Raw genomic sequence first — 25,379 nt, 5'->3', positions numbered from 1 at the left:
GCTCTCAAACAGATGTTTTAGAATACTTCATCAAGAAAGTGCAAAATGGTTCGTTTTGTTCTGAAGTAGTGACTTACAAAACTCGATAGACTGGCCAAAATCGTTATATGGCCAGTTTTAGGGATAATAGCAATATGACTATGATTTCCCTTCTCTCTAAGGGCTTGATCCATATCCAAAGTATTATGCTGCTTTACGAGCTGATCATTTTCAGCCATGAGTAGATAATGCTTAATATTATTTTGTTTTACAAGATAATAAGGCATCACCTCTTTATAAGAAACACCTTGATCAAAAGCATCTTCAGCAAGCGGATCACCCTTATAATCAAAATGATACGGACCAGCTAATCCGACTATTGCCTTAATTTTCCCTAAACATTCAATCTTAGGTGAGTCAGGGTGATAAACAGCCGACATTACATTAAATGCACCTGCCGAATGTCCCATAAGCACAATATTCTCAGTCGAGATTTCGTGTTTTTCCTGATTTTGATGCAAATAATTTAACGCTTGCGTTAAGTCATCTACATAACTTGGAAAAATATTTTTTGGCGCAAGTTGATAGTTAATGACAGCAACGTCATAACCTTCTTTTGTAAATGCTTCGCCAATAAATAAATAGTCTCGTTTATTACCATGTTGCCAAGCACCACCGTGTACAAAAACAATGAGTGGTCGATGAGCTAAGCGTTTAGTAGAACGATAAATATCTAGACGATGGCGAGGCTTTAAGCCATAACGCACATTTAAAACCTGCTCAAAACCATCTTTTGGTGTAAAACGGTTTAAAGCAAAGCTCCCCAAATCATACAGGCGGAACTCTTTATAAAGAGTTCTCGCCTGCTCAATTTTACTTTGTAATTGTTCAATCAGGTTCATATTTTATTGTGCAGTAGATGATGCTGGATCTGTTTGGTCCGGATCAATTGCAACAGGAGTTTGAACTGTTGGTTGAGCAAGAACATTATTAATTACCGGCGTAGTTGTTGTGTTGCCAGTCGATGCTGCCGGAGCAGGCGCTAAATCAATGTTATCAATAAGCGTTACAATCTTAGTCACGTTACCGACATTTTGCAGCACATTGTTTAAGTCATTAATTTCAGCTGTGTTTAAACGACCCATTACATATAAAACACCATCCTCGGTATGGACAAGTACTTTACTGTCCGATACAACTGGCGCTTTCATTAATAAAGCACGTGTATTTGCGGTTACCCCAGCATCTTGCATGATCGTGTTATAGCTTACTTTGTTACCCACTGTAATATAGTTATGTACAGCTTTCACATCACTCATGGCTTTAACGTTATCTTCTGCCAACTGTTTCAAGTATGGATCTGGCACCTGACCAGTTAACAATACTGTGCTATGGAAGCTTTCGATGTTAATACGAGATTGTTTAAAACGCTGATCAAGCTTATAGAGGTTAATATTCGCTGTACGCTTAATTGAAGAATCAATAAATACTTGGCCTAAGCTACGTACACCACTATCTGTTCCAACTGGAGCTGTACCTGTTCCACCAGAAATAAAACTTGCGCAACCTGACAAACTTGCGACACAAAGCGCTGTTACAGCAATACGTTTCAACACTCCACCAGACTCCTATCAATCTCTTCTTGGCTTGATCATAAACATCGGTTTTAATTTGCTCAAAAGAGTAATGAACTCTTAATCCAAAGTAAATGCATTTTCGATCCATTGCAGATCATAATGGAATTTCGAAAAGTCTTGCTGTACTGTTTTTGCAATTTTCTGTGGAAAATCAAAACAAATCACATCAAAACGACAATAAAAATCCTGATAAGATGGGTAGCGCTGTAAAAACCTCATCGCCGTCTTAATTATTTTTTTCTGTTTACTTAAAGTCACCATTTCACAAGCTTGACCATAATTTCCCTGCCCTCGCGCTTTTACCTCAACAAAAATCAATTCGTTACCGCGTTTTACAATCAGATCGACCTCTCCACGGCGTGAATGATAATTACTAGCGACCCATTCATAATTTTGTTCTTTTAAAAGTTTTAGTGCTGTTTGTTCAGCCCATTGGCCCAACTGCTGTGCAACTAACATGATTTTTTTGTTTCCCCCTTTTTTAAATGTAAATGCTCTTAATACCGATTCTGCGTTTTTATATTTTGAATTGAGTAAATCAAAAGCAAATGTTTTGAAAAATAAAAAGCCTACTGACATTGTTCACGCCAAAAACAGAATTTCGGGTACACTAACCGATTAAAATTGTTTATCTGTACGGAGTAAAAACCAAATGAGTGCTCAGTTATTTGTTGTAGCCACCCCAATCGGGCACTTAGATGATATGACTTTCCGTGCAATTGATATCTTAAAATCAGTTTCTGTTGTGGCTGCCGAAGATACACGCCAGTCAGCTCAATTATTCAAACACTATAATATATCTACCCCACTTACCGCATGCCACGACCATAATGAAAGTAATAAAATTGAGCAGTTAGTTCAAAAGCTACTTGCTGGTGAAAATATTGCTTTGATTAGTGATGCAGGCACACCACTTATTAGTGACCCAGGTTTCAAACTGGTTCGAGCTGCTCAAGAAAATGGCATTAGAGTTGTGCCTGTACCGGGTGCATGTGCTGCAATTGCTGCGTTAAGTGCTGTGGGCTTACCAAGTGACCGTTTTAGTTTTGAAGGCTTTTTGCCATCAAAAGCTTCTCAACGTATTTCGCAACTCGAAAAGCTTAAAAATGAAACTCAGACCTTAATTTTCTATGAAGCACCACACCGTATTTTAGAATGCGTCAAAAATATGGCTGAAGTATTTGGTGAAAACCGCCCTGTGGGTTTCGCACGTGAAATTACCAAAACTTTTGAAACGATCAAAAAAATGACCTTAAAAGATCTGGTCAGTTTTATTGAAAATGACCATAACCAAGAAAAAGGTGAAATTGTTCTTGTAGTTGGCGGTGCACCAGAAAAAACAGATCTGGAACAAGAAAAACTAGATGAACTTTTAAAGCGCTTACTTCAAGACTTATCAGTTAAAGCGGCATCTCAACTGGCTGCCGATTTAACGGGTATTAAGAAAAAAGTCGCTTATCAACGTGCGCTTGAGTTAACACAATCTTAATTTATTAACTAAACGGTGATGACCAACGCCTATGTCATCACCGTGCATGAATTTTGCATAACAATATTAAAGATAAAAACAAGAGTAGTGATATGACTGAGTCACTTGGAAAGCTTGGCCCACATGAAGGGCAAGAACTAGAATTATTACTTTCAGGCAAAAAACCTATCGCTTATTTTTATGAGTTATTACCTATTGAATTTATAAAACATCTTGAGCAAGGGTCTTTATCTATGATCAGTAAAGACATTGAAACTTCTCTGCCTTTCCCCTTTTCAATTATGCTGATCTATAAAGATGCTTCTTTAGCAGATTTGAATGAACTCATGTTATGTATTGAAAATTCATTAAAAGCAACTCAACTTGAAGAGCGCCTAGAACTCGACCGTAGAATCGGACAACTTTTAGGTTACTCAGTACAAGATATAGAATTTTATGTTCAACACATCTCAAATCGTCATTTAAGAACTAAGATCTAAAATTATCTCAATATCTCTTTTGCTGACTGAACAATCGTTTCAGTCAGTACATCGAGTTGCTTCGACTGTCTTTTCCAGTGATGCCAATATAAAGGAACATCAAGTTGAGCCTCAGGCATAATATCAATAAGTGTTCCATTTTCGAGTAATGGTTGAACCTGAAGCTCGGGCACCATGCCATAACCTAAACCTAGTTGAATTGCTTTAACGAAAGCATCTGTTGCCGGAATAAAACTATAAGGATAACTCTGCATTGGTAAACCGTATCCTTTTAATAAAACCTCTGAATGCATTAAATCTTTATGGTTAAAAATAACCGCCGGTGTTTTTCTTAAAACTTCTCGGTTAATTCCACCACTAAACCACCGATTTACAAACTCGGCCGATGCCAGCATTTTATAGCGCATTTTACCAAGAGGCTGAGCTAAGCAACCCGCCATCACTTGCTCTTCTGCTGTAATACATGCATTGACCTGCCCTGTTTCTAGCAAAGTATGTGTGTGTGATTGATCATCAATTTTTAGCTCTAACACTATTTTTTCTTTAAAAAGTGTTTGCTGAATACTGGGTAAAAGCCAAGTTGCTAATGAGTCTGCATTTGAAGCCAACGCAATTTTATAAAATTCCGATTCGGATGATTTTCCCATTAAGCCCTGTAATAGATTTTGCTCCATTAATCTTGTATGCCTTAAATGTTGTAGCAAGGTTTGCCCTGCTTGTGTAAGCACACATGGACGGCCACGTATTATTAAAATCTGCCCTAAATATTTTTCTAGTGCTTGTACACGTAGTGATACAGCAGATGGAGTGATACATAAATGTTCTCCTGCTGCATCGAAACTTCCGACTTCTGCAACCGCAAGAAAAGCTTCACACTGCTTACTATCCAACATATAAAACCTAAATTATTTTTAGCCAAACCTAAATATTCTTAATTTTACTTATTTCTTTATAAAAAGACAGATAATTCCCGCATCTGATTTTTTCTACTTAATGGTTATGCTTTCTCTGAGTGTATTTTTTAAAGGTTTAGGTATTGGTAGCGGCCTAATTGTAGCGATTGGTGCTCAAAATGCTTTTGTTCTAAAACAAGGGCTCAAACAGCAATATGTATTTTGGTTATGTTTAATCTGCGCACTGTCCGATTCGATTTTAATTGCTTGCGGTGTATTAGGTTTTGCCGAAATTATGACAGCTTCACCTATCTTAATTACAGTCGCGAAATATTTAGGAGCAACGTTTTTATTTGTCTATGGTGCAAAAGCCTTCTATGCCGCGTTTAAAACGAATCAAGGCATGGAACTTGATAGCAGCCAAAAGCAGACTTTAACCCAAGCACTTGTGATTTGTCTGGCATTTACTTGGCTCAATCCACATGTTTATTTAGATACTATTGTGCTGATTGGTTCGGTTGCAACACAGCTAGAAGATAAAATTAGTTTTGCTTTAGGCAGCATACTTGCTTCTTGGATTTTCTTTTTCAGTTTGGGTTATGGTGCAAGATTCCTAAAACCATTATTTATCAATCCCAAAGCTTGGAAAATTTTAGATTTTATTATTGGTTGCGTTATGTGGAGTATTGCAATATCAATTCTCATCTAATGCATTCAAAAACAAAAAGTACCATGCTTAAATGGTACTTTTTTGTTTATACGATCAAAATTAAGCTTCTGAGCTCAACATTATCTTTGATTGTTTTCTTTCTTGTAATGACTGCTTAATCACAGCATAACCCGAAGAAACACCTAAATATGCGATCACAAAGGCTACTAATAAATCCGGAAATACAGTGCCTGTTCCAAATACGCCAACCGCCGCTAAAATTACAGCAATATTGGCAATAGAGTCATTTCGACTGCATAACCAGACAGAGCGCATATTCGCATCGCCATCGCGGAATGCATAAAGCATTAAAGCAACTGAAACGTTAGCAATTAAAGCAATTACCCCAATTGCCCCCATAACCATCGGTTCAGGTGAAACACCATGAAAAAATGACCATACCACTTTTGCAATGACGAAGAAACCAAAAGCGGCCATCGTAATACCCTTAATAAGAGCTGCGGTTGCGCGCCAATAAAGGCTCATCGAGAGTACAACTAAAGACAAAGCATAATTTGCTGCATCTCCTGCAAAATCTAATGCATCTGCCCATAATGAAACAGATTGAGCTTTGTAGCCACCTACAATTTCAACTACAAACATGAGTGCATTAATCACAAGTGCAATCCATAGCGCTTTTTTAAAGCGTGGGCTGACTTTCTTTGTAGGTGAACATGTTGAAGCACATCCACATCCGGCCATTTTATTTCCTCAAGAACTCTTTTATAGTCATTAAAAACCCTTGAGTAGCTCCAGAGTCAAGTCTTATGAGTCTTTCTATTGGCCAATTATCAAAAAAAGCAGATGTTCCAATCGACACTATTCGTTATTACGAAAAAGTAGGTGTACTCGACCGTATTCAACGCTCAGAAAATAATTATCGTGTTTACACAGATCAAACACTTGCGGACCTATTATTTATTAAACATTGCCGCGAATTAGATATTTCTCTTAGTGATATTAAAACGTTAAAAGAAATGAAAGCTCAGCCAAAGCAGGCATGTACGGAAATTGATAATTTGGTGAATAAATATTTGATTGAAGTATCGGAAAAAATTGAACGACTTTTGCTTTTAAAAGAAACACTCATCGATTTAAAACAACATTGCTCGACCGACCGTACAGTAGACGAATGCGGCATTTTAAAAGAGCTGCAAAACAACCTTTAACTCAACCTAAAAGCCAATAAAAAAGCATCACTCATGTGATGCTTTTTTATTATTAAAGGTCGCTATGTTCATCTGGCGGAACTTCAGTAATTCTCCCACCACGAGCTAAAAATGCAGCAACTTCATCTTCCAATGCTTGGCGCTGTTTTTGTTTCGCAGTTACGGTAAGCGTTTCTGCTTCAGCAAGATCAGCATCAGTTAAGTTGCCTGCTTCTTCGTCAGCCGCGCCACTCTCAGCCGCTTTGGCTTCATCTTCATCTACAGCAGAATCTTCTGCATCTTCATAATCATTGATATCTGTCATATTTACACTCCCCACAATGATTTGTATTGCATCATCGCTATGGTCTTTGAGACCTCAGAAATTTAGCAATCTCTTTGCATTTAGCAAAGAGCCAAATTGGTCAAATCCGTATCTTTTCTGACCGATTTGGTAATGATATATAAATGATTGTTTAAAAAATATCTACTGATATTTATTTAGACCAGTAGAGCATAAACTTCGTAATTATTTTAACGACTATACTGGGTGTTTTGTAAAGCCCCTAAACCATTTGCTTGTTGCATAAAACGCTCTTTTAAGAGTGAAATTTGTTCAACCTGCTTGAGTCCGGCATTTCTGGCCCAAATCAATGGAAATAGCTCAGAACTTTCCAACCAACCGATAGCCGACATACTATGCATCATCGCATCGTTTTGTCCTTTACGGCGGTGTTCATAACGCATTAAGGTTTGTTCATGCGCCCATACGCCACGGCCTAAATCATGCAATAGTGCATCACAGAGTACCGCTGCATCTAAACAACCAATATTCACCCCTTGTCCAGCAAGTGGATGAATCACATGAGCTGCATCACCGATTAGGGCTAGGCCAGCTTTAACGTATTGTTTTGCAGCGCGCGCTTTCAATGGAAATTGTGCTCTTGAACGAACATCTAACACTTCACCCAACATATGTTGGCTTTCTCGAGTTAAAAGCTGCATAAACTCGCTATCACTTAAAGCCGAATATTCATCTGCATAATCATCTGGCAGTGTCCAGACAATAGACTGCCAATAGCCGTTTTCACTTTCTTCAAGACTTGCCATCGGCAAATATGCCAAAGGGCCTCTAGGTAAAAAGATTTGACGAGCAACATAGTGATGAGGCTTAGAAGTCTTAATTGCACAACTAATCGCTGCTTGCTTGTAATCTAGTACGTCTAGATCAATAAAGGCTTGTTCACGTACAAATGAATTGGCGCCATCTGCGCCAATAAGCAGTTTAGTTTTAAGTGTTGTGCCATCTGCCAATTGAATATGCCAACACCCAACACCTTGCTCAATACGTGTCACGCGGACTTGAGTACGATAATCTGTTAGCTGCTCAAGCATTTTTTGTTGAATAGCAACATTCAATACACTTGGCTCAACCATAGAGCCCAAAGCTTGCTCTGGCATTGGTCTTTGTACAGACTCATGGCAAAAATTAATTTCACCATAGCCATTTAGGTTCCACACTTGCATGCCGGTATAAGGCATTTGGCGTGCCAGATCATCCCAAACATTCACTGTTTTAAGTAAATGAATCGTCGCTTGGCTGAGCGCTAAAACACGCGGATTCATCACGCTCAATGTCTTTTCAACATCAAGTACAGGGGCAGCATCAAGCACGGTAGCCTGTACTCCACCTTGTGCAAGTAATAAAGCAGTTAAGCCACCAACCAGTCCACCACCAACAATGACGACATCTAACACTTCACTCATGCTTTTAACCCCATTGCATAGTTCGCTACCAATGGCTTAACACCCGGAATGACATCAAATGCAATTAATCCCGTATTACGGATTAATTTTAATAATGGGTTTTGGTTACTAAAGCCCCGAACGACCGCATCGCAGAACTTAATCACGCGCTGTTGGTCAGATAAACGGGCTTGTTCATAGGCAAGTAAATTATCTGGATTACCAATATCATCAGATGTACTTAACTGATTTACTAAATAACGAAGCAATACATCTGCATCACGCAGACATAAATTAAAACCTTGCCCTGCAACCGGATGGATTGTATGCGCTGCATTACCCATTAAAATAACGCGTCCAACAGCTTGTTTATGCGCAAGTACTTGTGAAAGCGGATAGCTAAAGCGTTTGCCTGTTTTTTCAAATTTACCCGCTCTGTCACCATAAGTTTTTTGCAAGGCATCTAAAAAGTGTTGGTCATTTTCTTCGCCCAACCACTCATATTCAGTGCCCTTTTTAACAGGCCATACCACTGAGCGACGATATTCACCTGGTAACGGCAATAAAGCTAAAGGTCCTAATGCACTAAAACGTTCAAACCCTACCTGTTCATGCGGTTTTGAAGTCTGAACAGTCGTAACGATCGCAACCTGATCATAGTCGTGGACATCAACACCCACACCAATTGCTTGACGACAGAAAGAATCACGACCATCTGCTGCAATTAATAATTTTGACTCAAGCTTTAAAAGTTCATCACCACGCTGAGCTTCAATATGTACCTGTTCAGCGTCTTGAGTTAAAGCGGTTACTTGTACGCCATCAATCAGTTCAATCAAAGGTTGTTGGCGTACTTGCGTTAACAAAACTCGACCAAGCCACGCATTCTCAATGACTTGTCCAAAGCTTTCGACTTTTTCTTGTTCTGCAACTAAACGTGCTTTACCAAAACTGCCTTGCTCAGTAATGTGAACTTGCAAAATTGGAGTGGCATGCTGTTGTAATGCATCCCATAACCCTAGCTTCTGATAGATCTGTACGCTACGACGCGATAAAGCCGTATTACGTGCATCAAAACTGGAATGATAAGGGGCAACATTTTGATCATCATAGTTTGGGTATTTCACAGCTTCTAATAGCTTTACCGCGATATTAGCCTTCGCCAGCATGAGGGAAAGGCTTAAACCCACCATACCCCCACCTACAATAATCACTTGTTGTTGCATCGAGTTTTGCTCCTTTGGCGAATACGTTTAATTATGCTTTAGCTTGCGCCATTAAATGTTCAATATCTGCAATATCTTTAACCACGTCGGCCGTTAATACTCGTGGGCCTTTTGAAGTTGCGACTACATCATCTTCAATACGAATACCAATACCACGCCATTTTTTATCTACTGTTTCATCGTCGGGCGCAATATATAAACCTGGCTCAACAGTAACAACCATGCCCTCTTCATATTGGCGCCAGTCGTCATCTTTCTTATAAGAACCGACATCATGTACATCCATACCTAACCAATGGCCTGTACCATGCATATAAAATTGACGATATGCCTCGGTTTCAATCAGTTCACTCACATCACCTTTGAGCAAACCTAAATCAACTAAGCCTTCCGTTAAAATTTTGACCGCAACCTCATGAGGCTCACGGTACGAATTACCAATACGTACTGCATCAATCGCCGCATATTGAGAGGCCAATACCACCTCATACAATGCTTTTTGTTCGGGACTAAATTTTCCATTTACAGGAAAGGTACGGGTAATGTCCGATGCATAGAACTCATATTCACAAGCAGCATCAATTAAAACTAAATCACCATCTTTGAGTGGTTGGTTATTTTCAACATAGTGCAAAATACAGGCATTAGCCCCACCACCAACAATACTGTTATATGAAGGCACACAGCCGTTTTGCCCAAATATATAATTGAGTTCGGCTTCTAGTGCATATTCCATCATGCCAGGGCGAACAGTTTGCATCGCACGGGTATGTGCTTTAGCACTAATTTTTGAGGCAATTTGCATCAACTCAATTTCTTGCGGTGATTTAATTAACCGCATTTCATCAATAATGCGATCAAGTTGAACTAACTGGGCTGGAGCGGCTTCATGACGATGCTCGGCATTCGCTTTTTTGATCCATTGGCTTACTCTGGCATCAAATGCAGCATTGTGTCCGATTCGATAATAAAGACGCTCTTTATTTAATAATTTTTCAATAATTTCTTCATCAAGCAGATCAATTGCATAAGCTTCATCTGCTTCGTACTCTTCAATTGCGCCGTCAATTCCCGCACGATATCCATTCCAGATTTCCATCTCGCGATTACGTTCACGGCAAAAAAGACTATAGCTATAGTCTGTAACGTCATCAAAGGTTTCAATGACAGCAACTGCCTCAGGCTCTGCAAAACCCGTTAAATAGAAAAAACTACTATCGGCACGGAATTTATAATCCGCATCACGATTACGATACATTTCCTCACGCGTCGCAATAATCGCAATGCTGTTTGGGCCCATTTTTTCTGCTAGACGGTTTCTGCGATGTTGAAAATCAGCTTGAGGCAATTTCATAATGATCTACTTGATTTAGAATTTTAAAGTCAAAAAATTAAACACAGCCAATAACACATCGCCTCAATTAACTTGGGCGATGTGGTGTAAACATTTCTACAATATTTTGATCTAGAGTGCCTACAGTAGAAGTTTTACTTTTTGCATAAAAGTTTTTCAACAATGAACTTTCAGCCACTGTTACTTTCTTTCTACCAATAGATAAGCTCACTGGAATAAGGCGTACAAACTCATACAATTCTTCGTAACTGCTTTCGCCTTCTTCGTCGTTATCAGAGTCTTCAAACTCTACTGCTGCCACATCTTGCAAATGTTCAATTAATTCGCGCTCATCAGCACGAACATGGCCTGATGCCAAACCAAAGCCAAGAACAACACCAGCACACCAGTCTGATAATGCTTGCACACGATCTTGAAGCGTATGTTCATCGTCTGGAAGCATTGGCAAATAATCCAATTCATCTTCCGACAACGCATGTGCTACATCTTCTGTTTCATCGGTTAAAAGCGCTAAAGCTTCTTCATTTAAATCAGGAACATTAAGAGTTGTTAAAATTTGTGTCCATTCTTCACGCGTAGGCGCTTCTGTCACACAAACAATACCTGTTAGTAAACCATGTAACTCACTAGGGCTTGAAATTTCTTCAATTCCTTCAAAATGAGCGTTCCATTCTGTCCAGCCTGAAATATCGTCTTGCATTCGTTTATCCAATCTCTATACTTCGTATATATTACCTTTGATTGCAATTCTGTGCGACCTCGTTATGTTAGAACAATTACAGCGGCTACAAGCGCATATTGGCGTTTTAAAAACACGCTTACATCATCTAGAGAGTGAAAATTCTACTCTCTTGGAAGCTAAAGAACTGGCTGAAACAGAGCACCACGCACAAGTTGTGCAAAAAAATAGCATCATCACTAAAAAACAAGAGGAAATTGAGACACTAACTGAGCAACTCACTCAGCTACAAGGTCAATTTCAACAATTGAATCAAGATGCTAACACACTTGCCGAGCGTTACAGCCGCCTAGAAAAAAGTACGACCGATTTAAAAAATCGTTTTCAAGAAATTTTGGCTGAGCGTAATGAGTTACGCGTTACCAAAGAAAAACTTCAGTCACACCAACGTCAAACTCAACAAGAGTTACACGACTTGCAGCAAGACCGTGACCGTTTGTTACAAAAAAATGAACTTGCCAAAGCAAAGGTTGAAGCAATTATTCAACGTTTAGCAATTTTAGGTACAGCTCAAGATCAACACGCGCAAGAAATTCAGCAACTTGCTCACCCAAATGCTGAAGCTGGTGAGGAGACCCAATCATGAGTGAACAAGTCATGGTAGAGCTTCGTCTGATTGAGCAAACATTTAGACTTGCAACAACATCAGATAAAAAAGATGAGCTTGAACGTGCAGCTGAACTTCTTAATGAGAGATTCAACGATATGCGCCGTAGTGCCCCTCGTGTTGAGCACAATAAGCTTGTTATTATGGTTGCCTTACAGCTTACCCAAGAAGTGTTAAGTTTAAATAAATCTTTGCAAGAATATACACACTGTGAACGCCTATTACAGGCTATTTTGGAAGATGTTGAACAAACTGTTTAATCGACTTGTATCAATAAAAATGCCTTGCTCTATTCATTTATAGTGCAGGGCATTTTTGTATTGACCTATCTTATGTACCACATGATTGTTATATATACTTTTAGTGTACAAAGCTTCATCAAATGAAGCCTAACTTTACAGTTCAATAAACTCAGATGATTGCCAATGGAACCAGATCGGTTATACTTAAGCTATCTCTGGGATGTTCGCCAGCGGGTCTATTCCCCTGCCGATACTTAAACTTATGGATTGCGTTCTGTATATTTAGAGTGTATGCCTACCTTAGAGTAGGAAACCCAGCAAGTATACGTCGCGTCCACCTTGAACTCGTCGGGTTCAGGGTAACGACACATGCAGCGGCATCTTCGGAGCATTAATTTTATTATATAATTATAATTTAAAGACAGACCTGTCAGTCTATTTTTAGTATTTTGCCTTTCTAGCTCATTAGCTAAACTTAAAAGTTAAATATATTTCTGTTGCTACTTATTGCTCATTTCGATGTAAGCATTCTTGATACCACCCTGTCTGAAAATCTTCGATGGCTTTACGTTTAAAGAAGCTTGTTTTGAATACTTTAGCAGCATAAGCTGAGTTGATTAAGTCTTGATAAAGCTGCTTTGCTTTTTCTTCTGTAAGGCCATCAGCAATTTGTTGTAAATCTTGTGCAGGTACTTTTTTTTGCCTTGCTTCCATTACGTTATAAGCGACTTTTTTTACGATATTACAAATATCAGGATCATTTATATTATCGTTAGCATAACAACCTGTGGCAATAAAACTGAGTAATAATATTTTAAATTTCATATCTCTACCTTACATTAATTATTAAATTTCACTTAGTTAAAAAACGATTTCCCTTCGTAATTCTGCATATTTGCTAGCAAGATAGAGGCAAGTGTTAAATAGCTACCGACCGTATTAAAACTCTGCAAAAATTTTAATATTTGCATCTTAAGTCCAGCGAAAAATTTAAATAAGGAGCAGAAAGAAATTTAGCACAACTAAATAATGCCAATCAACTCACAATTATTAATTTTTACGTGATAAACAACAAACTTTAATTATCACATTTTATTCCTAAACTTCCCTTATAGTAATCTGTTGCGCTTTTCAGATCTGATAGTAATTTTTCTTCGGTATAAGGCTTAGGCGAAATTTTTATTAATGCAGGCATGTATTGCTTTTTGTAGAGATCAGGATAATCATGGCACAAAATTTTAACTTTAACTTCTTGCGGTGTCTTTGGACTATCTAATTGATCTAAAAACTCGCCAATTTTTCGATCAGACTCTTCGAATTGAGTCTTGTAATCAACTTGAGGAGCCTCAGATTCTGCCTGTTTCGTGCACGCACTGAGCAAAGCAGCACATAGCATCATCAATAAAATTTTTAACTTCATAGACTTTAAAGTTTCATATTCATCTTTAAATATACTTATCCTGATTAAATGTAAATAAATACTGTAAATACGTAAAAAAACTAAAAAATATTATATAGAGGCTTTTTAGGAACACAGTTATTTTTATTTTCGATTCAACTAGACTGTTTTTATAACGTTTAAAGTTCGGTGAAGCTAAAGAAAAATGGATATAATTTTGCACGAATCATCTCAAGTCTTTGTTAGATTTATCCATGAATGAACTCAGCTTTATTAGAAAAAATTTAAGATCTAAAAGACGTTCTTTAACCCAATTTGAGCAAAAAAAGGCTCAGCTTAATGTTTTACACTACCTAAATTACCTTCCTATTTTTCATTCATCCAAAAAAATTGGTTTATATCTGCACGCTTTCGGTGAAATTCATACTGATCTTCTTATCAAATTCTGTTTTAAAAAGAATAAACAAGTTTATTTACCAATGATTTGCTCGATGAATCAACGTTTAGTGTGGATAAAGATAAATAAAAACCAGTATTTAAGTCGTCGCTTTTCTCACCATCCTTTAGGTATGAAGGAGCCTATGGCAACGCGAGGAAGACATGTGTCACAGCTTGATTTGCTACTTATGCCGCTTTTAGCTTGTGATCACTACGGAACACGTATTGGTATGGGTGGTGGTTATTATGATCGTACATTAGCAAGTGCAAAGCATAAACCTTATCGTTTAGGATTGGCTCATCAATTTCAATTTATTGAACATACCTTAGAACGTCAAAGTTGGGATCAACCATTAGATGGTTTACTCACGCCACAGCACTTTTATAATTTTAAGAGATGATTTTTATATAAAAATTTAAATATATTCTTTTGTTTTTTTAGCCTCTTAAAACGAAAAAGTAACCACCTTATGGATGGTTACTCTTACGTGACAGGCTGTTACCAACTTATATTAACACGTCTGTTTGGTGCTAAACATTGAATAAGTTGTGAATTATGTCCACCCGAACATTGCTGATATAAATCAGTCTGGCTATTCGCATGGATTTGAATACGGTTCGGATCTACACCTTGTTTGACAAGTAGTTTTGCCACCGTATTCGCTCGTTTAGATGATAACTCTTGGTTATAACTAAATTTACCTAATGGATCTGCAAATCCAGAAACAATAATAGGTGCTGTTGATGGGCTTTGCTTAATTTGATCGACAACGTTGTCTATATTGTTTAAACCTTGCTGTATTGCACTAGCATCAGATCGATCAAAAGCAAATAAAACGCTCGCTGTACGTCCATTAACCGCAGTACTACTTGCAGGAGGCTGATTATTTTCGCCCCAAGCCATCAACCCTTCACATGCTTCACCTTTCCAAGATAAACGTTCAGCCAAATATTTTTTATTAAAATCAATGCGTAACTGACAACGTTGGTATTGATTACTATTTGGTACACGTATATCTAGTACATAGTTCCAGACTTTTACTGCAAAAAGTCCTTCACTAAATTGTGGATTGCCTAGTAAAGCTCGAATTTGGTCTTTATTTAGCCCTAAATCCAAGCGCGCAACGTCATCGTACTCATAACGCTTAACTTGCTTAAGATAGCTATCTGATACTTTAGGAAATGTGACATTTTTTTGAGATACTGCTTCTTCTTGTGCATAACTAACCATTGCTAGGCCAGAAAGAACAGCAATAAATAACGCTTTAACTGTATTTTTCATATTTTTACTCTCGAAATGGAGAATGAGGAAGGACTATGCCTTCCTCGCCTAGCGAAATTAGTCAATTACACCACTAATACCGATACGAACACTTGGATCACCTTGAGAAGCTGCAGCTACACCACCAGTCAGTGACCAACGTCCATTATCAGCAGTTTTACGTAAGGTCACACCAACAGCATTTTCACCACCGTGATAAGCAGCACCAACAGCATAGGTATATTTACCAGCTACAAATGGTGCATTTTCTAATGCCATCGCAGCAGCAATACCAGCATTCGCTCTTTTCTCGACATCATCAATACGTTGATTTGTCGCATAGAATGCTTGCTCAAGCTTGTTACTTACATTATCAATTTTGGTATTTAATGTTTGGTCAGCTTGATTCAATGCACCTATCGCATCACCAACATTGTTGTAAGATTTATCACCTACGTTATATGTCGGATTTGAGAAGCTTTGGGTAATATTGTCATAACCTGCTCCACCACCTAAGTAGTTTACAAGTGCCTGATTTGTTGTATTAAGCTGAGAACCATTTACTGCATCTTTTGAAGTCGCTGTAACCGCTCCCGCTTTAACACCAGTCACCGTACGGTCACCTGCTGTTCCTGCAACATTAACCTGGGTGCCGCCAGTATCTTTACCAACAGTAATCGCAGCATCTTTATTAGCTTGCTGAACTAAACCTGATTTACCATTGTTAATATTGCTGATGTCAGTCTGAAGGTTCGAGATATCACCTGTATTTTTGTCGACCTGTTGTTGAACAGTCCATAACTGGCCTCCATTAACAGCATCTTTAGAACCTTCTGCTATAGTACCGTTTGCTACATTTTTAATGGTTGTACCATTAGCACCGCCAGCTAAAGTAATAGAGTCTTTGTTAACTGATCCATCACTATTTTTATCGTACTGCACAGCACTATTAGCAAGAGCACCAACATTATTGTTTATGCTACTTATTGCGCTATCCAGTTGTCCTTTGTTTACCGCATCTGTAGAAGAAACACCTGCGGCTACATTACTTATCGTTTTATTACCAGCACTAATTCCAGAAGTAGTGATACTCGGACCGCCAGCAATGATTAGACCTGTTGTTCCTAACTGAACGTTATCACCAACTTTTACGCCAGTCGTATCGATAACTGTAGTACCAGTCGTGACACTATCAACTTTCAAATTTTTGTTTAGCGCAACTTTAATATTGCCTTCATTGTCCGTTTGACTAGTCTGAGCAACAGTTAAGTTATCATCACCCGTAAAATTCACTTTACCATTTGGTTTGATGTTTTTAGCAGTAGCAGCATCACCATTGGCTGAAATTGTCCAGCCTGCATTCGCTGCTGTACCTGCATCAGTGACTGCTTTATCAAGTGCTGTTAAAGCATCACCAACATTGTTTGCACTTGTACCTGCAACATTATAAGTCGGGTTAGAAATTGAACCATCTGTATTAGCTTTAGCACCACCACCAAAGATACTTGCAGTTGTATTTGTAACCTGTGTTACACGATTATCTACATGATCAAGCTGGCCTTTGTTTACTGCATCGGTAGCATTGGTGCCCGCTGCTACATTAGTGATCGTGTTCCCTGCCGCATCAATACCAGTCTTGGTTACACTTGGGCCACCTGCAATGGTTAAACCATTGCTATCCAGCTTGCTGTCACCTGCTGTTACACTGTCAATATTCAGATCACGGTTTAAGCCATACTGAATCGTATTGCCGGTCTTGGTCACTTTCAGGTTGCTTTCACCTGCAACCGTACCAATATCAACTGTATCTCCAGCTTTTACTGCAGCGGCATTGGCACCATTGCTTTGTAGTGTCCAGCCTTTGTCTAATGCCGTGATCGCATCGCCCACGTTATTCACGTTGTTGCCATTCACAGTATAGGTTGGTGAGCTTACCGCACCTGTTGTACTGTCATAGCTTGACCCACCACCCAGATTATTGGCGGTGCTGTTACCTAAGGCATCGGTCTTGTTATTGCTTGAGGTGCTTAATGCATCAAGCTGGCCTTTGTTTACTGCATCGGTAGCTGCTGTACCCGCACCGACATTGGTAACTTTCTCGCCATTCGCATCCAGTCCATTCGCTGTCAACTTCCCTGCAAACACAGGTGCATCTGCAAGTTGAATGTCAACGGTATTGCCACTGATGACCGTCTTCACATTCGAGTTCGAGCCAGATGCTGTCAGGCCACCTGTGATATTTAAGGTTTCACCCAATTTACGGTCAACACTGCCGCTGTTACCCGCAAAGGTAATCGGTTTAACCACTTCATTGTTCAGGTTAGTTAAGGCATCACCGACATTGTTGGCATTAACGGTCGTACCATCAGTTTTAGTAGTGACATAGGTTGGTGAACTTACTGCACCTGTAGTGCTGTCATAGCTTGACCCACCACCCAGATTATTGGCGGTGCTGTTGCCCAAGGCATCAGTCTTGTTATTGCTTGAGGTACTTAATGCATCAAGCTGGCCTTTGTTTACTGCATCGGTAGCATTGGTGCCTGCTGCTACATTACTGATTGTATTCCCAGCAGCATCAATACCAGACTTGGTCACACTTGGTCCACCAGTGATGGTTAAACCATTCGTATCCAGCTTGCTGTCCCCTGCCGTTACACTGTCAATTTTCAGATCACGGTTTAAGCCATACTGGATCGTATTACCGGTCTTGGTCACTTTCAGGTTGCTTTCACCTGCAACCGTACCAATATCAACCGTATCTCCAGCTTTTACTGCAGCGGCATTGGCACCATTGCTTTGTAAGGTCCAGCCTTTATCCAGTGCTGTGATCGCATCGCCCACGTTATTGACGTTGTTGCCATTTACGGTATAGGTCGGTGAGCTTACCGCACCTGTTGTACTGTCATAGCTTGACCCACCGCCCAGATTGTTGGCTGTGCTGTTGCCCAAGGCATCAGTCTTGTTGTTGCTTGAGGTGCTTAATGCATCAAGCTGACCTTTGTTTACTGCATCGGTTGCTGCTGTACCCGCACCAACATTGGTAACTTTCTCACCATTGGCATCCAGTCCGTTCGCTGTCAGCTTCCCTGCAAACACAGGTGCATCTGCAAGTTGAATGTCAACGGTATTGCCACTGATGACCGTCTTCACATTCGAGTTCGAGCCAGATGCTGTCAGGCCACCTGTGATATTTAAGGTTTCACCCAATTTACGGTCAACACTGCCGCTGTTACCCGCAAAGGTAATCGGTTTAACCACTTCATTGTTCAGGTTAGTTAAGGCATCACCGACATTGTTGGCATTAACGGTCGTACCATCAGTTTTAGTAGTGACATAGGTTGGTGAGCTTACCGCACCTGTTGTACTGTCATAGCTTGCCCCACCACCCAGATTGTTGGCCGTGCTGTTACCCAAAGCATCGGTCTTGTTGTTGCTTGAGATGCTTAATGCATCAAGCTGGCCTTTGTTTACTGCATCGGTAGCATTGGTACCTGCTGCTACATTAGTGATCGTGTTGCCTGCAGCATCAATACCAGTCTTAGTGACACTTGGGCCACCTACAATGCTTAAACCATTGCTATCCAGCTTGCTGTCACCTGCCGTTACACTGTCAATATTCAGATCACGGTTTAAGCCATACTGGATCGTATTACCGGTCTTGGTCAGGGACTGTTCTAAATTTTGTGTAAGTACTTAATTTTCATTTATCCTTCAGAGGATAATTACAAAAGGTACTTCACATGGATGAAGCAACAATCAAAAGTATGGCTGCCGAATTGGCTAAAGGTCTAAAAACACCAGAAGACTTAAACCAAATGACAGCAGTCTTTAAAAAATTCATGATTGAAACTGCACTCAATACTGAACTTTCAGACCATCTCGGTTATGAAAAGCATCAGCCCAAGAAAGGCTCAAATAGCCGTAATGGGTTTAGTTCTAAAACCATTACAACTCAAGATGGACAACTGGCTTTAGATATTCCCCGTGATCGAGAAGGTTCATTTGAGCCACAAATTATCAAAAAGCACCAAACACGCATCACCAGTATGGATGACCAAATCCTCTCACTGTATGCAAAAGGAATGACTAATAGGGAAATTGTAGCCTTCTTCAAAGAAATGTACGATGCCGATGTGTCAGCATCTCTCATCAGCAAAGTTACCGATGCTGTGATTGAGCAAGTGACTGAGTGGCAAAATAGAGCCTTAGATAGCCTTTATCCTGTTGTCTATCTTGACTGTATTGTTGTCAAAGTCCGTCAGCACTCCAATGTGATTAACAAGTCCGTATACCTTGCTTTAGGCATCAATATGGATGGGCAAAAAGAATTACTGGGTATGTGGATTGCTCAGACAGAAGGTGCCAAATTCTGGCTGTCAGTCATGACAGAGCTAAAAAATCGAGGAGTACAGGACATTCTTGTTGCCTGTGTAGATGGATTAAAAGGCTTCCCTGACGCGATAGCCTCTGTTTACCCTCATACTGATATTCAACTGTGTATCGTGCATGTTGTACGCAATAGCCTGAGATTTGTAAGCTGGAAAGACTACAAAGCTGTTACGTCGGGTCTGAAAGCGATTTATCAGGCAAGTACAGAGGAAAATGCTTTAAAATCCCTAGACATCTTCTGTGATCAATGGAATCACCAGTATCCCAAAATTGGAGAATCCTGGCGGGCCAATTGGGAAAATATCCGAACGATCTTTAGCTATCCAGCCGAAATACGTCATGCAATTTATACAACAAATGCGATTGAGTCGTTGAATAGCGTAATACGCCATTCAACGAAGAAAAGGAAAATCTTTTCATCTGATGACTCAGTAAAGAAGGTCATTTACTTAGCAACATCAAATGCTGCGAAGAAATGGACGATGCCAATTCAAAATTGGCGTTTAGCAATGAATTGGTTTACGATTCAGTTCGATGATCGATTAAAAGATCATTTATAAAAAATGGAACTTACACAAAATAATTTACAGGCTCCTTGGTCACTTTCAGGTTGCTTTCACCTGCAACCGTACCAATATCAACCGTATCTCCAGCTTTTACTGCAGCGGCATTGGCACCATTGCTTTGTAAGGTCCAGCCTTTATCCAGTGCTGTGATCGCATCGCCCACGTTATTCACATTGTTGCCATTTACGGTATAGGTCGGTGAGCTTACCGCACCTGTTGTACTGTCATAGCTTGACCCACCGCCCAGATTGTTGGCGGTGCTGTTGCCCAAGGCATCAGTCTTGTTATTGCTTGAGGTGCTTAACGCATCAAGCTGACTAACATTGACAGCATCAGTCGCATTGGTTCCAGCTGCAACGTTAGTAATCTTCTGGTTACCCGCATTAATACCTGCAGTCGTTACACTTGGACCGCCGGTAATGGTTAAACCACTGTTATCAACCTTGGTATTCCCAACTGTTAAGCTACCCGCATTGGTTAATGCAATGTTGTCATTTACATTGTATTTATAGGTATTGGTGGCAGGGTCATACACTGCTGTAGTGTTGGTGCCATCTGCAAAGTTAACCGTTTCACCCAACTTCACATTGTCAGCCGTGCCACCATTGACACTAAAGTTCAGGCCTTTGTCTGCCGTTGCTTGTGCAGCTGCTGCATTGGTAACTGCCGTGTTTGCAGTATTTTGGGCTGTTGCCGCATTCGTTACTGCTGTGTTTGCGGTGTTCTGAGCAGTGGTTACATTCTGATTAGTCGTATTTAACTGGCTACCATTTACTGCATCTGTAGAACTCGCTGAAATAGTTCCAGCTGCAACATTGGTAATCTTTTGGTTGCCCGCATTAATCCCTGCAGTCGTTACACTTGGACCACCTGTAATGGTTAATCCACTGTTATCAACCTTGCTATTCCCAACTGTTAGGCTACCGGCATTGGTTAATGCAATGTTGTCATTCACATTGTATTTGTAGGTATTGGTGGCAGGGTCATACACGGCAGTGGTGTTGGTGCCATCTGCAAAGTTAACCGTTTCACCCAACTTCACATTGTCTGCTGTACCACCATTGACACTAAAGTTCAGGCCTTTATCTGCCGTCGCTTGTGCTGCTGCCGCATTCGTTACTGCTGTGTTTGCGGTGTTCTGAGCAGTGGTTACGTTCTGGTTCGTGGTATTTAACTGGCTACCATTCACTGCATCTGTAGAGGTCGCAGAAATAGTTCCAGCTGCAACATTGGTAATCTTCTGGTTACCCGCATTAATCCCTGCAGTCGTTACACTTGGACCGCCGGTAATGGTTAAACCACTGTTATCAACCTTGCTATTCCCAACTGTTAAGCTACCCGCATTGGTTAATGCAATGTTGTCATTTACATTGTATTTATAGGTATTGGTGGCAGGGTCATACACTGCTGTGGTGTTGGTGCCATCTGCAAAGTTAACCGTTTCACCCAACTTCACATTGTCAGCCGTGCCACCATTGACACTAAAGTTCAGGCCTTTGTCTGCCGTTGCTTGTGCAGCTGCTGCATTGGTAACTGCCGTGTTTGCAGTATTTTGGGCTGTTGCCGCATTCGTTACTGCTGTGTTTGCGGTGTTCTGAGCAGTGGTTACGTTTTGATTAGTCGTATTTAACTGGCTACCATTCACTGCATCTGTAGAGGTCGCAGAAATAGTTCCTACTGCTACATTGGTAATCTTCTGGTTACCCGCATTAATCCCTGCAGTCGTTACACTTGGACCACCTGTAATGGTTAATCCACTGTTATCAACCTTGGTATTCCCAACTGTTAGGCTACCCGCATTGGTTAATGCAATGTTGTCATTCACATTGTATTTGTAGGTATTGGTGGCAGGGTCATACACGGCAGTGGTGTTGGTGCCATCTGCAAAGTTAACCGTTTCACCTAACTTCACATTGTCTGCTGTGCCACCATTGACACTAAAGTTCAGGCCTTTGTCTGCTGTCGCCTGGGCAGCAGCTGCATTGGTGACTGCCGTGTTTGCCGTATTTTGAGCTGCTGCTGCATTCGTTACCGCTGTATTAGCAGTATTTTGTGCTGCTGCCGCATTCGTTACCGCTGTATTAGCAGTATTTTGTGCTGCTGCCGCATTCGTTACCGCTGTATTAGCAGTATTTTGAGCAGTGGTTACATTCTGGTTCGTGGTATTTAACTGACTACCATTCACTGCGTCTGTAGAACTCGCAGAAATAGTTCCTGCGGCAACATTGGTAATCTTCTGGTTAGCCGCATTAATACCGGCTGTGGTTACACTTGGACCACCAGTAATGGTTAATCCATTGTTATCTACCTTACTATTGCCAACCGTTAAGCTACCCGCATTGGTTAATGCAATGTTGTCATTCACATTGTATTTATAGGTATTGGTTGCTGGGTCATACACTGCTGTGGTGTTGGTGCCATTGGCAAAGTTAACTGTTTCACCTAACTTCACATTGTCAGCCGTGCCACCATTGACACTAAAGTTCAGACCTTTGTCTGCCGTTGCTTGTGCTGCTGCTGCATTGGTAACTGCCGTGTTTGCAGTATTTTGGGCTGCTGCCGCATTCGTTACTGCTGTGTTTGCGGTGTTCTGAGCAGTGGTTACATTCTGATTAGTCGTATTTAACTGGCTACCATTCACTGCATCTGTAGAAGTAGAAGAAACTGTTCCAGCTGCAACATTGGTAATCTTTTGGTTACCCGCATTAATACCTGCAGTCGTTACACTTGGGCCACCAGTAATAGTTAAGCCACTGTTATCAACCTTGCTATTCCCAACCGTTAGGCTACCCGCATTGGTTAATGCAATGTTGTCATTCACATTGTATTTGTAGGTATTGGTTGTCGGGTCATATACTGCTGTGGTGTTGGTGCCATTGGCAAAGTTAACTGTTTCACCTAACTTTACGTTGTCAGCTGTGCCACCATTGACACTAAAGTTCAGACCTTTGTCTGCCGTTGCTTGTGCTGCTGCTGCATTGGTGACTGCCGTGTTTGCAGTATTTTGAGCTGCTGCCGCATTCGTTACTGCTGTATTTGCGGTATTCTGAGCAGTCGTTACATTCTGATTAGTCGTATTTAACTGGCTACCATTCACTGCATCTGTAGAGGTAGAAGAAATCGTACCGGCTGCTAAATTGGTAATTTTTTGATTATTAAGGTTAGCGCCGCCATTTAGGTTACTTGCGCCAGTAACATTTAATGAGCCGCCAGTCGTTAAGTTACCCGCTGTGACAGTACCAGAAAAAACAGGCGCATCCGCCATCTGAATATTAACTGTGTTACCAGTCACAGCCGTTTTTAAGTTATTTCCAGAATAGGTTCCAGCAGTTGAGCCTGCTCCAGTGATATTAAGTGTTGTACCTAAATTATTTGCTGAACTTCCTGTATTACCAGCGAAAGTAATAGGTTTTACAACTTCATTATTTAGATTAGTTAAGGCCCCTGACACTGTATTAACAGGAGTATAAGTTGTTCCATCTGTTTTAGTGATCGTATAACTTGGGGCCGTATATACATCTGTTGCAGGATTATATGCTGCACCACCACCCAATGCGGTCGTATTGCCTACAGCACGATTATTTACATCCTTTAACTGAGCAACCGTAACCGCATCTGAATCGGCAGCACCATCGGCTACGTTTTGAATACGTCGAGTATTTGTTGCTGAGCCCACCGAAACAACACCATTGGTTGTAGATGCTGCAACATTTGTTATATATGAATTACCACTTTGTACCGTAGTTGTAGAACCCGCGCCTAAAGCCACTGAATTCGTTACACTTGCGGTTGATCTAGGCCCAAGGGATACACTATTTGCTGCTGAGGTTAAGCTATTAGTACCTATAGCAACACCATCAACGGCGTTTGTATCTACCGTCGCTGTATTACCAATTGCAGTAGCATTATTTGCCCCACTGTTAACTTGAGCATTTTTTCCTATCGCCATTGCTGCTGTTGAACCAACAACTTGGCTCATCGCACCAATTGCGACACTGTAACTAGAAGCACTATCAACTGCTGTAAAAGATGATCCCGTTGCCAAGCCTTCTGCAACAAGATCTGCATCACTGTTATTTTGAAGTGCAATTGATTGCGCGCCAGCAGCACTTGCTTGTCCCCCAACTACTGTTGAGTTTACCCCTGTCGCATTTACATAATTTCCTAATGCAGTTGAATCTGCTGCGCTGGCATTTGCTCTTGAACCAACGGCTAATCCGTTAGAATCATTTGCAGTAGCCGGAGTACCGGTGTTTGCACCTATGGCAATACCATTACTGATGGTTGGGCTTGTATCAATAATTGAACCATACAAATTTGTGTAGTCAGCCCACACATGTGAAGCGGCTAAACAGGAGATGATAGATAATACAAGGGCCTTAGGTCTAAATTTCTTTTCTCTAGAAATGATCTCATTTTGTGAACTAGTTATTTCAGAAGATGATGAAACAGAACCAGTTCTCGTTTTACTTTTAGCCAATTCTGATACAACAGTCCATGTACCAATAGAAGCATTCCATACAACTTTGTATATCTTATTCATAATCCCACCCGTAAACTTGACGCTTACATTTGTAAAGTTTTGCAATCAAAATAGTTAAATTGCTTATTTTTTGTGAAAATATCTTTTTTATTTTGAGAAGTAAATCACATTTTAAAATATCAAAATCAAACAAAGTCACAACAATTGCCAAATTTTGTTAACTTTTTTTATACTTAGAAAAAAATAGTAATTTAATCAATTTTTTAATTTTTCTTAACGTTAAAAATTAAAAACGCTTTTGTTACATTTTTTTACGATTAAGGTGTTTTTTGTCATTTAAATTCATTAATTATTTCATAAAAAATTTAAGCTATTGATATTTATATTTTTATTCTACTTTTACGTAGGTATAAGATATATTTAGACAATTTTTTATGATCAAATTCTAATATTTTCAATGCATTAATATCTTTCATATAAATATTGGCAGAGTTGTAAATAAGAAAATTCAAATAAAAATAGTTAAAAATTCAAATAGATAAAAATATTAATTATAATTTTTCTTATTTTTTTATAATCTATAAAAGTAATCCTT

22 protein-coding genes, 1 other RNA gene and 2 pseudogenes are annotated in these 25,379 nt (G+C 39.9%); 9 read left to right on the top strand and 16 right to left on the bottom strand.

Annotated elements, in window-relative coordinates; all coding sequences use genetic code 11:
* Positions 1–17: 17 nt before the first annotated feature.
* The 3 genes from CSB87_RS15045 to CSB87_RS15035 all read right to left on the bottom strand — a co-directional run bounded on the left by CSB87_RS15045 (position 18) and on the right by CSB87_RS15035 (position 2,075).
* Positions 18–881, bottom strand: coding sequence for an alpha/beta hydrolase (locus CSB87_RS15045; RefSeq protein WP_004888162.1), 864 nt, complete (start codon positions 879–881; stop codon positions 18–20).
* 3 nt (positions 882–884) lie between these two features.
* Positions 885–1,595 (bottom strand): BON domain-containing protein, encoded by a 711-nt coding sequence (locus CSB87_RS15040; protein ID WP_004709989.1) that lies wholly within the window; start codon positions 1,593–1,595, stop codon positions 885–887.
* A 78-nt stretch (positions 1,596–1,673) separates the two neighbouring features.
* Positions 1,674–2,075, bottom strand: coding sequence for a YraN family protein (locus CSB87_RS15035; protein ID WP_000959396.1), 402 nt, complete (start codon positions 2,073–2,075; stop codon positions 1,674–1,676).
* A 193-nt stretch (positions 2,076–2,268) separates the two neighbouring features.
* On the opposite strand from CSB87_RS15035, the gene rsmI reads away from it, so the two are divergent.
* Positions 2,269–3,105, top strand: coding sequence for a 16S rRNA (cytidine(1402)-2'-O)-methyltransferase (gene rsmI, locus CSB87_RS15030; protein ID WP_001275992.1), 837 nt, complete (start codon positions 2,269–2,271; stop codon positions 3,103–3,105).
* Positions 3,106–3,197: 92 nt separating this feature from the next.
* Positions 3,198–3,584, top strand: a complete 387-nt coding sequence (locus CSB87_RS15025; RefSeq protein ID WP_004888165.1) for a hypothetical protein — start codon at positions 3,198–3,200, stop codon at positions 3,582–3,584.
* Between the two features lie 2 nt (positions 3,585–3,586).
* On the opposite strand, the gene CSB87_RS15020 is transcribed toward CSB87_RS15025, so the two are convergent.
* Positions 3,587–4,477 carry a LysR family transcriptional regulator ArgP gene (locus CSB87_RS15020; protein ID WP_004888167.1) on the bottom strand — a complete coding sequence of 297 codons (891 nt, stop codon included), beginning with the start codon at positions 4,475–4,477 and terminating at the stop codon, positions 3,587–3,589.
* Between the two features lie 106 nt (positions 4,478–4,583).
* On the opposite strand from CSB87_RS15020, the gene CSB87_RS15015 reads away from it, so the two are divergent.
* On the top strand, positions 4,584–5,186 hold the full coding sequence (locus CSB87_RS15015; protein ID WP_106105147.1) for a LysE/ArgO family amino acid transporter: 603 nt from the start codon (positions 4,584–4,586) through the stop codon (positions 5,184–5,186).
* Between the two features lie 60 nt (positions 5,187–5,246).
* Here the strand turns inward: CSB87_RS15015 and CSB87_RS15010 are convergent, their stop codons facing one another.
* The gene (locus CSB87_RS15010; RefSeq protein WP_004888170.1) at positions 5,247–5,888 is read right to left on the bottom strand and encodes a cation transporter; all 642 of its coding nucleotides are present in this window, start codon (positions 5,886–5,888) and stop codon (positions 5,247–5,249) included.
* Between the two features lie 65 nt (positions 5,889–5,953).
* Here CSB87_RS15010 and CSB87_RS15005 point away from each other — a divergent pair, with 65 nt between their 5' ends.
* The gene (locus tag CSB87_RS15005) at positions 5,954–6,355 is read left to right on the top strand and encodes a MerR family transcriptional regulator (RefSeq protein ID WP_004888171.1); all 402 of its coding nucleotides are present in this window, start codon (positions 5,954–5,956) and stop codon (positions 6,353–6,355) included.
* 52 nt (positions 6,356–6,407) lie between these two features.
* Here the strand turns inward: CSB87_RS15005 and CSB87_RS15000 are convergent, their stop codons facing one another.
* The 5 genes from CSB87_RS15000 to CSB87_RS14980 form a co-directional block, all read right to left on the bottom strand.
* Positions 6,408–6,659, bottom strand: a complete 252-nt coding sequence (locus tag CSB87_RS15000) for a hypothetical protein (protein ID WP_002049530.1) — start codon at positions 6,657–6,659, stop codon at positions 6,408–6,410.
* Between the two features lie 209 nt (positions 6,660–6,868).
* Positions 6,869–8,101: an FAD-dependent monooxygenase gene (locus CSB87_RS14995; protein ID WP_004888173.1), complete on the bottom strand. Its 1,233-nt coding sequence runs from the start codon at positions 8,099–8,101 to the stop codon at positions 6,869–6,871.
* Positions 8,098–9,306, bottom strand: coding sequence for an FAD-dependent monooxygenase (locus tag CSB87_RS14990; RefSeq protein ID WP_004888175.1), 1,209 nt, complete (start codon positions 9,304–9,306; stop codon positions 8,098–8,100). Before CSB87_RS14990 ends, CSB87_RS14995 begins: the two co-directional genes overlap by 4 nt.
* A gap of 31 nt (positions 9,307–9,337) precedes the next feature.
* The gene (gene pepP / locus CSB87_RS14985) at positions 9,338–10,660 is read right to left on the bottom strand and encodes a Xaa-Pro aminopeptidase (RefSeq protein WP_004888177.1); all 1,323 of its coding nucleotides are present in this window, start codon (positions 10,658–10,660) and stop codon (positions 9,338–9,340) included.
* 67 nt (positions 10,661–10,727) lie between these two features.
* A complete protein-coding gene (locus tag CSB87_RS14980) occupies positions 10,728–11,360 on the bottom strand; it encodes a UPF0149 family protein (RefSeq protein ID WP_002049531.1) in 633 nt (210 codons plus the stop codon).
* 64 nt (positions 11,361–11,424) lie between these two features.
* Here CSB87_RS14980 and CSB87_RS14975 point away from each other — a divergent pair, with 64 nt between their 5' ends.
* The 3 genes from CSB87_RS14975 to ssrS all read left to right on the top strand — a co-directional run bounded on the left by CSB87_RS14975 (position 11,425) and on the right by ssrS (position 12,642).
* Complete coding sequence (locus CSB87_RS14975) at positions 11,425–11,985, top strand: hypothetical protein (protein WP_004710008.1); 561 nt, start codon at positions 11,425–11,427, stop codon at positions 11,983–11,985.
* Positions 11,982–12,266, top strand: a complete 285-nt coding sequence (locus tag CSB87_RS14970) for a cell division protein ZapA (RefSeq protein WP_002049540.1) — start codon at positions 11,982–11,984, stop codon at positions 12,264–12,266. The genes CSB87_RS14975 and CSB87_RS14970 overlap by 4 nt, the downstream gene beginning before the upstream one ends.
* 191 nt (positions 12,267–12,457) lie before the next feature.
* A non-coding RNA gene (gene ssrS / locus CSB87_RS14965) (6S RNA) lies at positions 12,458–12,642 on the top strand.
* Between the two features lie 110 nt (positions 12,643–12,752).
* On the opposite strand, the gene CSB87_RS14960 is transcribed toward ssrS, so the two are convergent.
* The 3 genes from CSB87_RS14960 to CSB87_RS14955 all read right to left on the bottom strand — a co-directional run bounded on the left by CSB87_RS14960 (position 12,753) and on the right by CSB87_RS14955 (position 13,668).
* Positions 12,753–13,073 carry a hypothetical protein gene (locus tag CSB87_RS14960; protein WP_004710010.1) on the bottom strand — a complete coding sequence of 107 codons (321 nt, stop codon included), beginning with the start codon at positions 13,071–13,073 and terminating at the stop codon, positions 12,753–12,755.
* 32 nt (positions 13,074–13,105) lie between these two features.
* Entirely contained in the window at positions 13,106–13,219 is a 114-nt protein-coding gene (locus tag CSB87_RS20090) for a hypothetical protein (protein WP_099143572.1), read from the bottom strand.
* A gap of 107 nt (positions 13,220–13,326) precedes the next feature.
* Positions 13,327–13,668 carry a hypothetical protein gene (locus CSB87_RS14955; RefSeq protein ID WP_004710011.1) on the bottom strand — a complete coding sequence of 114 codons (342 nt, stop codon included), beginning with the start codon at positions 13,666–13,668 and terminating at the stop codon, positions 13,327–13,329.
* Positions 13,669–13,901: 233 nt separating this feature from the next.
* Here CSB87_RS14955 and CSB87_RS14950 point away from each other — a divergent pair, with 233 nt between their 5' ends.
* A complete protein-coding gene (locus tag CSB87_RS14950; protein ID WP_002049562.1) occupies positions 13,902–14,486 on the top strand; it encodes a 5-formyltetrahydrofolate cyclo-ligase in 585 nt (194 codons plus the stop codon).
* Positions 14,487–14,584: 98 nt separating this feature from the next.
* On the opposite strand, the gene tpgA is transcribed toward CSB87_RS14950, so the two are convergent.
* Positions 14,585–15,367 (bottom strand): trimeric autotransporter adhesin/peptidogylcan-associated protein TpgA, encoded by a 783-nt coding sequence (gene tpgA, locus CSB87_RS14945; RefSeq protein WP_004888180.1) that lies wholly within the window; start codon positions 15,365–15,367, stop codon positions 14,585–14,587.
* A gap of 57 nt (positions 15,368–15,424) precedes the next feature.
* Positions 15,425–18,958 (bottom strand): annotated as a pseudogene (locus CSB87_RS14940) (YadA-like family protein); the annotation flags it as partial.
* A 128-nt stretch (positions 18,959–19,086) separates the two neighbouring features.
* Here CSB87_RS14940 and CSB87_RS14935 point away from each other — a divergent pair.
* Complete coding sequence (locus CSB87_RS14935; protein ID WP_000343018.1) at positions 19,087–20,295, top strand: IS256-like element ISAba26 family transposase; 1,209 nt, start codon at positions 19,087–19,089, stop codon at positions 20,293–20,295.
* 306 nt (positions 20,296–20,601) lie between these two features.
* Here the strand turns inward: CSB87_RS14935 and CSB87_RS14930 are convergent.
* Positions 20,602–24,844 (bottom strand): annotated as a pseudogene (locus CSB87_RS14930) (ESPR-type extended signal peptide-containing protein); the annotation flags it as partial.
* Positions 24,845–25,379: the final 535 nt, after the last annotated feature.

This window comes from Acinetobacter sp. AR_0276 (assembly GCF_003000705.1).
GTDB classification, from domain to species: domain Bacteria; phylum Pseudomonadota; class Gammaproteobacteria; order Pseudomonadales; family Moraxellaceae; genus Acinetobacter; species Acinetobacter nosocomialis.
This window is presented reverse-complemented; position numbering and strand designations above follow the sequence as displayed.

Bases quoted from the DNA above. Each gene is read 5' to 3' on its own strand.
- CSB87_RS15045 (WP_004888162.1), bottom strand. From the start codon at position 881: ATGAACCTGATTGAACAATTACAAAGTAAAATTGAGCAGGCGAGAACT.
- CSB87_RS15035 (WP_000959396.1), bottom strand. From the start codon at position 2,075: ATGTTAGTTGCACAGCAGTTGGGCCAATGGGCTGAACAAACAGCACTA.
- rsmI (WP_001275992.1), top strand. From the start codon at position 2,269: ATGAGTGCTCAGTTATTTGTTGTAGCCACCCCAATCGGGCACTTAGAT.
- CSB87_RS15025 (WP_004888165.1), top strand. From the start codon at position 3,198: ATGACTGAGTCACTTGGAAAGCTTGGCCCACATGAAGGGCAAGAACTA.
- CSB87_RS15020 (WP_004888167.1), bottom strand. From the start codon at position 4,477: ATGTTGGATAGTAAGCAGTGTGAAGCTTTTCTTGCGGTTGCAGAAGTC.
- CSB87_RS15015 (WP_106105147.1), top strand. From the start codon at position 4,584: ATGCTTTCTCTGAGTGTATTTTTTAAAGGTTTAGGTATTGGTAGCGGC.
- CSB87_RS15010 (WP_004888170.1), bottom strand. From the start codon at position 5,888: ATGGCCGGATGTGGATGTGCTTCAACATGTTCACCTACAAAGAAAGTC.
- CSB87_RS15005 (WP_004888171.1), top strand. From the start codon at position 5,954: ATGAGTCTTTCTATTGGCCAATTATCAAAAAAAGCAGATGTTCCAATC.
- CSB87_RS15000 (WP_002049530.1), bottom strand. From the start codon at position 6,659: ATGACAGATATCAATGATTATGAAGATGCAGAAGATTCTGCTGTAGAT.
- CSB87_RS14995 (WP_004888173.1), bottom strand. From the start codon at position 8,101: ATGAGTGAAGTGTTAGATGTCGTCATTGTTGGTGGTGGACTGGTTGGT.
- CSB87_RS14990 (WP_004888175.1), bottom strand. From the start codon at position 9,306: ATGCAACAACAAGTGATTATTGTAGGTGGGGGTATGGTGGGTTTAAGC.
- pepP (WP_004888177.1), bottom strand. From the start codon at position 10,660: ATGAAATTGCCTCAAGCTGATTTTCAACATCGCAGAAACCGTCTAGCA.
- CSB87_RS14980 (WP_002049531.1), bottom strand. From the start codon at position 11,360: ATGCAAGACGATATTTCAGGCTGGACAGAATGGAACGCTCATTTTGAA.
- CSB87_RS14975 (WP_004710008.1), top strand. From the start codon at position 11,425: ATGTTAGAACAATTACAGCGGCTACAAGCGCATATTGGCGTTTTAAAA.
- CSB87_RS14970 (WP_002049540.1), top strand. From the start codon at position 11,982: ATGAGTGAACAAGTCATGGTAGAGCTTCGTCTGATTGAGCAAACATTT.
- CSB87_RS14960 (WP_004710010.1), bottom strand. From the start codon at position 13,073: ATGAAATTTAAAATATTATTACTCAGTTTTATTGCCACAGGTTGTTAT.
- CSB87_RS20090 (WP_099143572.1), bottom strand. From the start codon at position 13,219: ATGCAAATATTAAAATTTTTGCAGAGTTTTAATACGGTCGGTAGCTAT.
- CSB87_RS14955 (WP_004710011.1), bottom strand. From the start codon at position 13,668: ATGAAGTTAAAAATTTTATTGATGATGCTATGTGCTGCTTTGCTCAGT.
- CSB87_RS14950 (WP_002049562.1), top strand. From the start codon at position 13,902: ATGAATGAACTCAGCTTTATTAGAAAAAATTTAAGATCTAAAAGACGT.
- tpgA (WP_004888180.1), bottom strand. From the start codon at position 15,367: ATGAAAAATACAGTTAAAGCGTTATTTATTGCTGTTCTTTCTGGCCTA.
- CSB87_RS14935 (WP_000343018.1), top strand. From the start codon at position 19,087: ATGGATGAAGCAACAATCAAAAGTATGGCTGCCGAATTGGCTAAAGGT.